The organism is Azospirillum sp. ST 5-10, assembly GCF_051225715.1.
Taxonomy (GTDB): Bacteria; Pseudomonadota; Alphaproteobacteria; order Azospirillales; family Azospirillaceae; genus Azospirillum.
Window position 1 is genome coordinate 188,628 of record NZ_JBPJSP010000009.1, and the last position, 11,168, is coordinate 199,795.

The 11,168-nt window shown below is 68.4% G+C and carries 9 protein-coding genes; all 9 read left to right on the top strand.

Going from position 1 to position 11,168, the window contains the following annotated elements; all coding sequences use genetic code 11:
* The first annotated feature begins 2 nt into the window (after nt 1-2).
* The 9 genes from ACSBPG_RS13275 (at nt 3) to ACSBPG_RS13315 (ending at nt 11,135) form a co-directional block, all read left to right on the top strand.
* On the top strand, nt 3-4,829 hold the full coding sequence (locus ACSBPG_RS13275) for a tape measure protein (RefSeq protein ID WP_435537643.1): 4,827 nt from the start codon (nt 3-5) through the stop codon (nt 4,827-4,829).
* Nucleotides 4,826-6,655: a hypothetical protein gene (locus tag ACSBPG_RS13280; protein ID WP_435537644.1), complete on the top strand. Its 1,830-nt coding sequence runs from the start codon at nt 4,826-4,828 to the stop codon at nt 6,653-6,655. The genes ACSBPG_RS13275 and ACSBPG_RS13280 overlap by 4 nt, the downstream gene beginning before the upstream one ends.
* Nucleotides 6,652-7,497 (top strand): hypothetical protein, encoded by an 846-nt coding sequence (locus ACSBPG_RS13285; RefSeq protein WP_435537645.1) that lies wholly within the window; start codon nt 6,652-6,654, stop codon nt 7,495-7,497. The genes ACSBPG_RS13280 and ACSBPG_RS13285 overlap by 4 nt, the downstream gene beginning before the upstream one ends.
* Nucleotides 7,497-8,444, top strand: coding sequence for a hypothetical protein (locus ACSBPG_RS13290; RefSeq protein WP_435537646.1), 948 nt, complete (start codon nt 7,497-7,499; stop codon nt 8,442-8,444). Before ACSBPG_RS13285 ends, ACSBPG_RS13290 begins: the two co-directional genes overlap by 1 nt.
* Nucleotides 8,445-8,459: 15 nt before the next feature.
* A complete protein-coding gene (locus tag ACSBPG_RS13295) occupies nt 8,460-8,822 on the top strand; it encodes a hypothetical protein (RefSeq protein WP_435537647.1) in 363 nt (120 codons plus the stop codon).
* Between the two features lie 26 nt (nt 8,823-8,848).
* Complete coding sequence (locus ACSBPG_RS13300) at nt 8,849-9,418, top strand: SPRY domain-containing protein (protein ID WP_435537648.1); 570 nt, start codon at nt 8,849-8,851, stop codon at nt 9,416-9,418.
* 82 nt (nt 9,419-9,500) lie between these two features.
* Nucleotides 9,501-10,082, top strand: a complete 582-nt coding sequence (locus ACSBPG_RS13305) for a glycoside hydrolase family 108 protein (protein WP_435537649.1) — start codon at nt 9,501-9,503, stop codon at nt 10,080-10,082.
* A complete protein-coding gene (locus ACSBPG_RS13310; RefSeq protein WP_435537650.1) occupies nt 10,083-10,688 on the top strand; it encodes a 3TM-type holin in 606 nt (201 codons plus the stop codon). It begins immediately after the preceding gene.
* A gap of 18 nt (nt 10,689-10,706) precedes the next feature.
* On the top strand, nt 10,707-11,135 hold the full coding sequence (locus tag ACSBPG_RS13315; RefSeq protein ID WP_435537651.1) for a hypothetical protein: 429 nt from the start codon (nt 10,707-10,709) through the stop codon (nt 11,133-11,135).
* Nucleotides 11,136-11,168: the final 33 nt, after the last annotated feature.

Sequence of the window (11,168 nt, forward strand, 5' to 3'; positions counted from 1 at the left end):
CCATGACTGAAAAGCGCGTCTCTGTCCGTCTTCAGGTGGCGGCCGAGAACGTCGACGAGGTGCGGCGCAAGCTGGAAGGCCTCGACGTCGACATCAAGAAGGTGGGAAGCACCAACCTCGACGCGGTGCGCCGGCAGTTCGAGGCGCTGGAAGGGCGCGTCGATCCGCTGGCCCGGGCGACGCAGCGGCTGGCCCGGGACAACGAGACACTGAACAAGGTGCTGGCCGCGGAACCGGCCCTCGTCGAGCGGGTGAACCGGATTCGCCAGCAGCGCCAGACGCAGTTCGAACAGGAACGGCGGGCGCTGGAAGCTGCGGCGCGCACCGGCACGGCGTTCAACGCGGTGAACGACAATCTGGTGCGCGGGCTGGGGCGAACGCACCAGCAGATGCAGGTAATGAACGCTGCGGCGGTCAATACCTTCCAGTCACTCGCATCCGGAGCGCCGGTGATGCAGACCCTGGTGACGCAGGGTGCGCAGATGGCCGGCGCGTTCGGCAGCGTGAGCATGGCCATGCTCGGCGTCGTCGGTGCCTCGGCTGCCGCGGCCGGCGGTATCGCCTTGCTCGCCCGTGCTGCTCTTGAGGCCGGCGACCGCATGACGCAAGCGGAAGGTCGCCTGCGAGCGGCCACGGGATCGCTGGCGGCGGCGCGCGACGTGTATGGACAGCTTTACGAACTGTCGCAGCAGACGGGTATGGCCGTCGCAGATTCTGCCGGCCAGTTCGTCCGCTTCCGCATTGCCGGAAACGCGGTGGGAGCGACCAACGAAGAGGTGGTGAGGCTGGTGGAAACGGTGCAGAAGTTCGGCATCGTCTCTGGCGCCTCGACTTCAGAAGCGCAGGCCGGCGCTGTCCAGCTTGCGCAGGCGCTCGCCTCCGGCCGCCTGCAGGGCGACGAGCTGCGGTCCGTTCTGGAGAACATGCCGCTACTGGCGCAGGAGATCGCCGACGAGTTGGGCGTACCCATCGGCAAGCTGAGGGAGATGGGCGAGGCCGGAGAGCTATCGGCGGAGCGCATCTTCCGGGCGATCCTGGACGCCAAGGAGAAGGCGGACGAGCAGTTCGGGTTGATGCCCGTCACGGTGGAGCGCGCGTCCAACATCATGGGCGCCGCATGGGAGCGGTTCACGGCCGAGATCGACCGGTCGCTTGGATTGTCGGAGAAGCTGGCCGCAGTGTTGATGGGTGCCGCCAACGCTATCAACAGCATGACGGCTGCCATTGAAGCCGCCCCGGCCAACGTTCTGAAGACGCTGCAGCAGCAACGTGCTGAAATTCTTGCCATGCCGGAGATGCGCACGGACCCGCAGACCGGTCGTCCGGCAAATCCCCTCGTCTACGAACAGCGCATGCGGCAGGTCGCGGAACTCGATCGCGCCATTGAGCAGACCGGCGAGTTGGCCCGCGCCGAACAGATGCTGACAGCACATCGTCAGCTTCGAGAGCGGGCAACCGCCGCTGCGGCCAAGGCGGAGGCCGAGCGTGCCCGGGTCCTGACGGACTACCAGCGTGCCGTGAAGGGGCTGCATCCGCAGGAAGTCGCGCTCGCCAAGTTGGAGGAGACGAAGGCCGCCATCACGGCTGCCCTCAAGGCCGACCTGATCGATCAGGCACAGGCCACGAAGGACATCGCCGCCGCGGAGGACGCCTACCAGCAGGCCCTGGAGAAGGGCAAACCGAAGGTCGACGAGGCGACGAAGGCCCGCAAGAAACTGGTGGACGAAATCCTTCGCGGCGTTGAGGCCGCCGACAAGGCCGGCGAATCCGACTGGACCCGTCGTATGGAGGAAGGACGCCGGGTCCTGGAAAGCGTCCGCTCGCCGGCCGAAAAATACGCGGAGGAAGTCGAACGTTTGCGTGGCCTGCTCACCGATGGTGCCATCGATCAGGATACGTTCAACCGGGCTGTCCAACAGGCCGACCCGGCGTTCCAGCAAGCCCAGCAGGCGGCGCGGCAGTTCCAGCAGGACGTCGAAAACACGTCCAAGAACATCGCCGACGATCTTGCCGAAAAGATGTTCGAAAAGGGCGGCGACATACTGGATTGGTGGCGCAACCTGCTGAAGCGGATGGCGATCGAGATCGCCAGCACCCAGTTCATCATGCCGATCGTGCAGCAGGTGGTTGGCGCGGTGCCGGGGCTGTTCGGCATTCAGTCGCCCGCCGGAGCCGTGGCCAGCCAACAGGCAGGCGGCGGCTCCGGCCTCGGCAGCATCAACACCCCCTTCGGCCTCGGCATGTCCAACTCGGGCATGGGGCCGTCGTCGATGTGGTCGCACGGGACGTTCTTCGGCGACGCCGTGAACTGGCTGAACACCCCCATCGCCGGCGGCCCATCCACCGCTCTTATGTCCGGCATCGACGACGTGGGGCAGCTTGGATACGCGCCGGGCACTCCAGCGGGCGGCATCACGCCGGGCAACATCCTCGGTGCAGCGGGCTACGGTATCAATTCCATCATGAACTTCAAGAACGGCAATCCGATTGCGGGCGTTGGTAACGCGGCCGCCACTGCGATGATGTTTATACCCGGCGCCCAGCCCTTCGCCCCGTTCGTCGCCATCGGGTCGCAGATCCTCGGGGGCATCTTCGGCGGCCTCTTCGACAAGGGGCCGCCGGCGGCGGCGGCCGGCAATGTCACCGGCCCGGACGGCTATGTCCGGTCGGACAGCGACACCGACAACGATGGCGATCCCGAGGCCGCCGCTCAGATGGAACAGGCGCTCAACACCGCCGCAGAAACCTTGCGGCTGGTGTCCGGTGCCAAGTATGTCGGCGAGGTCTACCAGGGCATCGAGTTCAAGTCGGACAAGTGGAAACCGCGGATCGGCGACGACGAGGAGTTCCTTGGGAAGTTCGACACCTTCGACGAGGCGCAGATTGCCGCTTTCAAGGAGATGGTCAACCGCGGCCTGATCGAAGTCGGCGACGATGTTGCCGTTGCCCTGAAGAACACCACGGCCACCACGCTCGACGACTTCAGCAAGGACCTGGACCTTGCCCGGCGCCTCGACGAGGCGAGCACGGCGCTCGACGAGCTGGACACCAGCCTGACCGGCGTCGAGAAGGCGGCGAAGAAGGCGACGGCGGCCGGGTACGAGACGGCGATCGAGGAGGTGGAGCGCGCCGACAAGCTCGGCCTCGGTGACGAGTATCGCCGGGTGGCCGAGGCGCAGATCCGCAGTATGCTGGACCCGGTGACGACCGAGTTCACGGCCGTCCAGCAGACCCTTGCGACGGTGGCCGGGCAGGCGGCGGCGACCAAGGAGGCCATCGACACGATGAACCTCGCCATCTCCGACACGGAGGTGGACGCTTGGCAGGCTGCGCAGGTGACCAAGCTGCAGGACGCCAGCAGCGCGGACCGGGATACCCTGCTGAACACCCTGCGCGGCGAGAGCTGGCGGAATTCGGTGCAGGGCTTCGCCGACTGGTACGAGGATCAACAGACGGACATCGCCGCCCTGTGGGGCGACGGCGAACAGGCGCAGGTCGAGCTTGGAAAGGCGGCCGAGATCGTCCGGTTGCAGTTCCTGCAGCTTGCCGAGGATGGGGAGATCACGGCCGAGGGGCTGGCCGATCTGAAGGAGCAGTTCCCGGAGTTCACCGCCGCCATCGACGGTGCCGCGGCCGCCCTGTCCGACGCCGAGGAGGCGGCCCGGATCAGCGCGGCCCGCACCGCGGCCGAAGCTGATCTGGAAACCGCTTTCGCGTCGGCGCTCCAAGGGCTGATCGGCGAGACGGAACAGCTCGCCGACGGGTTCGGGACCGCGGCCACCAGCCTGTCGGGGTTCCGCCGTGGCCTGCTGATCTCGTCGTCGACGTCGCCCTACGGTGCCGAACAGCGCCGGGCGATGGCGGTGGAGGAGGTGTATCGCCTCGCCGCCCTCACCCGGTCCGGCGACCCGGACGAGGCGCTGCGGGCGATGCAGGACCTGCAGCCGGCCATCCAAGCGGCGCTCGAGGCGTCGCGGGACGTGAACACGTTGCTGGGCCCGGGCTACGCCCTCGACGTCGAGACGATGGTCGGCATCCTCGACAGCACCGAGACCCTGGCCGAACGGCAGGAGCGGACGCAGCGCGACCAGCTCAGCGAGCTGCGCCGCATCGCCGGCGTCAACGAGAGCGGCTTCACCGACCTGGAACAGGCGTTCCGCGACGTGCTGTCCAAGGGCGATTTCCGGGACTACGGGTCCGGCTCGCAGGGGGCGCTCAACCGGCTGATCGCCGCTGCCGTGCCGGAGTACGAGGGCGGTTTCGGCCCCGGCGAATTCGAGGCGTGGGCGCTTCAGCAGCATGGGGCCGTCGGAGCAAACCCCGGGCTGAACGCCATGCTGATCGCCTTGGGGGCCGACCCGAACGGGTTCGGCGGCAAGGGCACGTGGGGAAACCCGTTCCGGCAGATGGATGCGAGCGACCCGCAGCGGGCCGCAGCCGACTACCTGCTGAAGATGTTCGGGTTCCCCGGGTTCGCCGACGGCGGGTTCCACTCCGGCGGGCTCCGGCTCGTCGGTGAGCGCGGCGTGGAGTTGGAGGCCACCGGCCCGTCCCGCATCTGGTCGGCCGAACAGACGGCCGAGATGCTGGCGGGGGTGGGGCGCGCTCCGCCGGTCACGGCGGTGCCGGCTGCCGGTGATTGGAGCGACGCCGTCACCCGCGACCTGCTGGCCGAGAACCGCCGCCTGCGCGACGAGGTGCGGGCACTGAACGCCCGCATGCAGTCCCTCCTCAATGTCGCCATCGCGGCCGGTGACCAGAGCCGCACGGATCTGCGCCGGCTGGAACGGGCGCTTGAGCGGCAGCGCGACCGGGAGCGCGCGGCATGACGGCACAGTTCGTCCGCCTCTTCGAGGCATCGTGCTTCGTCGGCGCGACGTCGACGACGGAACAGACCGTCGGGACCGGGCCGAAGACCTGGACCCTCGCCGCCGGCCCGAAGCTGACGACGGGGATGACGGTCCGCGTCGAGGTCGACGGCGACCCGGACACGTGGATGGAGGGGCGCTGCACGGCCGCCGGCGACGACACGGCCACGGTCAACGTGGTCTCCGTCGCCGGTTCCGGCACTCACGCGGCGTGGCTGTTCGCCGCCGGCATGGTGCGCCTGTCGACCGGGACCTACGAGCCGTCGGATGCGCCGATCTACGAACCGGTGTTGGCCGAGGATGGATGGCTGCAGGGCGGCGTCACGCTGTTCGCGGACGGCCAGACCTTCGGCGCGTCGGGGGGCTCGTCCGGGGCGTTCGTGAAGGCGATCAACGGTGGCGGCGTGCGGGACCACTGGCGGGCCTACGGCTGGCACCGTGCCAGCGAGCTGGTGGTCACCGCCGGCGCCGACCGCGCCACCGCCGCCGTGATGCGGACGGGCCGGGTGGAACAGTGCGTCGTCTCCGACACGGACGTGATGTTCCGCTTCCGCGACCTGCTGGCCGAGCTGGACCGGGCGGTGCAGGCGGACGTCTACGCGGGCGACAACGCGGAGCCGGCCGGGATCGAGGGCAGCACCGAACTGGCGGGGCGCAACAAGCCCCTGCTGCGGGGCTACAGGGCGGCGTTCGAACCGGTCAACGTCAACGGCTTCCGCAACATCCGGCAGATCTCGGCGAAGGCGATCCACGGCATCGGTGCCGTCAAGAACGGCGGCGTGCCGCTGAACGTCGGCACCGCGCGCGCGACGGCGGCCGAGCTGGACGACGAGGCCAACGAACCCGACCCCGGCGCCTACGATTACTGCCTCGCCGATCCCGATCACGGGGCGTTCATCCGGACCGCAACGGCGGCCGACCTGACCCTCACCGTGGAAGCGTGGGAGGGGGCGACGGCGGCCGACCGCACCATCGCGCAGGTGTGGAAGCGGACGCTGATCGAGGACATGGGGTACGACTCCGCCGCCGTATCGTCGGCCGACGTCGCCGCCCTGGACGCTGTGTGCCCGTACGAGACGGGCTTCTGGGCCGGCAACGGGGAGACGGCGCGGCAGGTCCTGGACGAGATCTGCGGCGGTGTGGCTGGCTACCACGCCGACCGGGCGGAGACCTGGCGCCTCCTGCGGATCGCGGCGCCGGCGGGCACGCCGGTGCTGACCTATCGCCAGCTCGGCCGTGGTGCCGTGGCGACGCTGTCCGAAGTGCCCTACGACAGCCTGGAGCTGGTGGCGACGGCCGACGAGGGCCGGGGCCGGCCGGCGTGCCGGATCACCCTGGAGTTCGCCCCCTACGACGTCACCCTCGGCGTCGACCAGCTCGGCGGCGACGTCACCGCCCCGGACACCGACCTGGTGGGCGGGCCGGCGGCGCGGGAGCGGTGGAAGCGGCAGTACCTGACCGTCACCCATCCCGCCGAGAAGGACCCCGACGTCCTGCGCAAGTTCGGCGACGACGCGCCGGAGATCACCTTCCGCTCGGCCCTGCGCCACCGGGTCGATGCCGAGGCGCTCGCCGCGGCGCTGTGGGCGATCTACGGCGTCCAGCGCGACCGCCTGAAGCTGTCCGCCCCGGCGACGCCGACGACCGCGCCGACGGCCGTTCCCGGCGTCCTGGTGGGCGCGCAGTCCGACCGCTACGGCCTCGGCTCGGGGAAGGTCTTCCTGGTGCTGGGCGTCGACTATCAGGGGACCCGCATGACGCTCGACATCTGGGGTGCCGCGACATGACCAAGGCCATTGTCGGGTTCGACCGCTGGACCCCGCTGTTCACCTTCGCCGCCGCCGCGGGAAGCACGTGGGATGCCGACTACCCCGTCACCAACATCGGCACGGACACCCTCTATTGGCCGGCGTGGGCGGTCGGGGCGACGTGCGGTTTCGTGGCGACGTCCGCCACGCCGTGGCCGGTCGGGCTGCTGGCGTTCGTCGGCCACTCCGCGGGGGTGGACGACACGTTCCGGATCGAAGGCTTCTACGACGAGGCCCTGTCCGTGGCGGCGTTCGACACGGGTGTCATGGACTTCTGGCCGGTGGTCTACCGGCGGGAGGATCTGCCGTTCGAGCACGAGAGCTTCTGGACGGGCAAATACTCGCCGCGCCAGATCGCCAAGATCCGGTACCGGAACCGGCCGGTCCGGCTGGACAAGGTCTACCAGGTCCGGGGCATTCGGGTGTCGGTGACCTCGGCCGGCTTCCTGTGCCGGCTCTTCGAGATCTGCCAGGGGTACGAGCTGGGCTGCAACTTCAACTTCGGCTCGACCTTCGGCCCGGTCAGCCGGACCACGGCGGTGGAGGCGCACAGCGGGCACAAGGAATTCGACGTCCGCGAGGCGCGGCAAGTGTTCAAGGGCACCATCCCGCTGATGCAGCGCTCGGAAGCGCTCACCCGGTGGCAGGAGATGCAGCAGGAGCATGACGTGCACACGCCGTTCCTGTGGTTCCCGCACCCGGACGAAGAGGTGTTCTGGCTGAGGACGGTCCGGTTCGTGCGCAACGCCGAACTTGGGCTCGGCGAATACGTCAGCCACAACCGCACGAAAGTCCCGTTTTCTTTCGAAGGGGTCCTGTAATGGCGAACGACGTGGTCCTGTCCGGACAAACCTATTCCGGCTCCGGCATGGGGACCGGGTTCGGGCACAACGCCCTGACGGTGGCCGGAAGCGACGGCGAGACCCGGGCGCAGTGGGTCAACATGTGGGTCGACGGCCTGGCCGAGATGCAGGCCCGGATCGAGGCGGTGAACCCCGACGGCTACGCCATCGTCTACGAGTTCTCCACGACGACCACCGACGTGGACCCCGGCGACGGGATGTTGCGCCTCGACGCCGCGACGCAGAGCAGCGCCACGCTGATCATGGCCGACCTGAAGGACGTCAACGGGGTGGACGTGACCGGCTTGCTCGACCTGACGGACGACAGCACGTCCGACGTCAAGGGCGTGTGGCGCCTGCAGGCGATCTCCGATCCCGATGCGTGGATGGCTGGCACCGTCACCGCGCTCGCCTTCCCGGCCGGCTATCGCAAGCTGACCGTCGCCGTGCTGGCCTCGTCGTCCGCCTCGCCCTTCTCGGCCGGCGACATGGTCATCCTGTCGTTCACGCCGAAGGGCGACAAGGGCGAACAGGGCGATCCGGGCGGCGTGTCCGGCGGCAACCTGAGCGGCGCCTTGAACGAGGCGTCCGCCACGGTCGCATCGGCCGGCACCGCCGACATCGGGGGTGCCGGCGGGAACACCATCACGATCACCGGGACGACGACGATCACCGCCCTTGGCACGGCGCAGGCCGGCGCGCAACGCCGCGTCACCTTCGCCGGCGCCCTGACCCTGACGCACAACGCCGTCAGCCTGATCCTGCCCGGCGGCGCGAGCATCGCGACCGAGGCCGGCGACTCGGCCGAGTTCGTGTCACTCGGGTCCGGGGCCTGGCGGTGCACCTCCTACACCCGCGCCTCGACGCCGCCCTACGCCCCGTGGGCGCCGGCGCAGGTCGCGCTCTTCGCTTCCTTCTTCGGCTGAGAGGAGATCGCCATCATGGCGGCGCAGAAGACGATCGAGAAGATGAAGCTGTCCGGCAGCACGAACGGCCGGCCGATCAAGGTCGTCGCGACGGCGACGGCCGGCACCACCATCCACACGGCGGTCAACTCGGCGGGCCAGCTGGACGAGATCTGGCTGTGGGCGTCCAACACGGACGGCACCGACCGCAAGCTGACCATTGAGTTCGGCGGCACCAGCAGCCCCGACGATCTGATCGAAGTCACCATCACAGCCGAAAGTGGCCTCGTCCCGGTCATCCCGGGTCTTCCGCTTGACGGCGGTGTGGTGGTACGCGCCTTCGCCTCGCAGGCCAGCGTCATCAACGTCGTCGGCTACGTGCTCCGGGCGGTGTCGTGATGCGCAACCGGTTGGAAATGGGGCGCGTGTCCGTCCCGATTAAAGAGCGGCGGGGCGGGAACGCGAGTAAACTTATCGCGTGGAGCACGACAGACAAGCATGCCGCGATAACGCTGGCAAATTTCAATTGCTCCGTAACCATGACAGGCGGCGGGTGGACAGGCGGCATTCGCACTACTGATTTCCTGGAAGGGAAAGTGGTGTTCGGCCTGAAAGTGTTGGGTACCGGAACTTATGTCACTATTGGCGTTGGCACGTCATCGGCGTCGATCGACGGTCCGACCGCCCACCTTGGCACTGATGCATATGGGTGGGGATACAGAAGTGACGGCAATAAATTGCACGCTGGTTCTGTAACGGCATATGGCGCAGCATTCACGGCAGGAGATTGGATACACGTTGGCTTCGACAAGATCACACAATCACTATGGTTTGCAAAAAACGGCACCTGGCAAGGTAGCGGAGATCCTGTCGCCGGCAGCAATGCAGCATTTACCAATGTTTCCGGCGTCGTTTTTCCGATGGTGACATTTACTAGTTCTGGCGGTTCGGTGGATGGCCCGGTCTTTGCTATAGTGAGCGGTTTTACCGGCTAGGACCTAGCCTCGGCATTGATCCACCAAGCGCCCCCTGGCCGCTCTGCACCCCCGCAGAGCGGCCTTTTTCATGGAGACCCCCATGCCCACCGCGACCCCCGCGGCGACGCTGCCGCGCGACCTGATCGACGATCTTCTCGGCGAGATCCTGCGCCGGGAAGGCTGGCCGAAGTACACCGACCACCCGGCCGACCGGGGCGGCCCGACCAAGGGCGGGATCACCATCCCGACCCTGTCCAGGTGGCGCGGCCGGCCCTGCACCGCCGACGACATCCGCCGCATCGAGGAGGACGAGGTGCGGGCGATCTACCGGCAGATGTACGTGATCGAGCCCGGCTACGCCGGCATCGCGGACGACCAGCTCCGGTGCCTGGTGGTGGACTCCGCCGTCCTCTACGGCAGCGACGATGCATCCCCGTGGCTGCAGCAGGCGGCCAACGACCTCGGCGCTGCCCTGAAGGTGGATGGAGCCGTCGGCCCCAAGACGCTCGCCGCGGTCAACGCCCTGCCGGCCGATCCGCTGGTGCTCCGGGTCTGCGCCTACCGCCTGCGCAAGATGGGCCGGGTCATCACCGATGACGCGCTACGCCGCGGGCGGACCGCGGATCAATCCCTCAACGCGGCCGGGTGGAGCAACCGCCTCGCCGAATTCCTGGAGGTGTGAATGTTGCCGCTGTTGGTTCCGATCCTCTCCGCCCTCGCCCCCGTGGTCGCAGAGACGGCCGCCGCTCAAATCTTCGGCGACGACAGCCCGGTGGCGGGCAAGGTCGCCGACGCCGTCGTGTCGGTTGCCTCCCAGGTTACCGGCCTGCCTATGCAGTCCACCCAAGACGCGCAGCAGGCCGCGCAGATGATCGCCGCCGATCCCGCCGTGCTCGTGGAGTTTCAGAAGCGCGTGAACGAAGCGACGGCCACTGTGCTGTCGGAGGAGACGAGACGGCTTCAGACCATCAACGAGACGATGCGTGCGGAGATCGCCAGCTCCGACCCCTATGTTCGCCGGATGCGCCCGACGTTCGGGTACGTGATGGCGGCGGCGTGGGCGGCGCAGATGGGATCGATCTCGTACACCATCGTCACCGCGCCGCAGGAGGCCGGACGCATCCTGTCCGCCTTGGCGGACACCACGGCCTTGTGGACGGTCGGCCTCACCGTGCTGGGGGTCTACATCTATCGTCGGTCCGGAGAGAAGACGGGCACCGCTGGCGGCCTTCCGGCCGTGCTCGCCAACCTGCCGCTGCCCGGCCGGAAGCCGGCACCGCCCCTCTGAACGCGCGGAGACCAGCATATGAGCACGTCGCAGGCCCCGCCGTCCGCGGGGAGCTATGTCGAGCACCTGGCGCGTCCTGCGATTGCCGTCGCCGATCGGGCGGTCACCGGGGACATCGTCGCCGTCGTGCTGTTCCTGGTGCTGATCGCGGCTGCCTTGGCTGGCCTGTGGATCTGGCGGCGGCCGGCGGTGGCACCGGCGCAGGCCGCCCCCAACCCTCAGCATGGAGAAGAGACGTGGTCGGAGGCGATCCAAGCCGTGCTCCGGCTTGAGCGTATGGTGGTCGCTGCGGGCGAAGCCACCGAGCACGTCGAACAAGAGACGCGCGTCGAGCTGCGGGCGATGCGCGCCGACATGGTCACGATGGCCGCGACCTTCGACAGCAGCATCCGCCGCGTCCATGGTAATTGCTCACGGGGTTGGCGCGAGCTGTTGTTCAGGCGATAGCGAAGTCGCCGTCGATGAGGCTGCGGACAGCGG

Bases quoted from the DNA above. Each gene is read 5' to 3' on its own strand.
- ACSBPG_RS13275 (WP_435537643.1), top strand. From the start codon at position 3: ATGACTGAAAAGCGCGTCTCTGTCCGTCTTCAGGTGGCGGCCGAGAAC.
- ACSBPG_RS13280 (WP_435537644.1), top strand. From the start codon at position 4,826: ATGACGGCACAGTTCGTCCGCCTCTTCGAGGCATCGTGCTTCGTCGGC.
- ACSBPG_RS13285 (WP_435537645.1), top strand. From the start codon at position 6,652: ATGACCAAGGCCATTGTCGGGTTCGACCGCTGGACCCCGCTGTTCACC.
- ACSBPG_RS13290 (WP_435537646.1), top strand. From the start codon at position 7,497: ATGGCGAACGACGTGGTCCTGTCCGGACAAACCTATTCCGGCTCCGGC.
- ACSBPG_RS13295 (WP_435537647.1), top strand. From the start codon at position 8,460: ATGGCGGCGCAGAAGACGATCGAGAAGATGAAGCTGTCCGGCAGCACG.
- ACSBPG_RS13305 (WP_435537649.1), top strand. From the start codon at position 9,501: ATGCCCACCGCGACCCCCGCGGCGACGCTGCCGCGCGACCTGATCGAC.
- ACSBPG_RS13310 (WP_435537650.1), top strand. From the start codon at position 10,083: ATGTTGCCGCTGTTGGTTCCGATCCTCTCCGCCCTCGCCCCCGTGGTC.
- ACSBPG_RS13315 (WP_435537651.1), top strand. From the start codon at position 10,707: ATGAGCACGTCGCAGGCCCCGCCGTCCGCGGGGAGCTATGTCGAGCAC.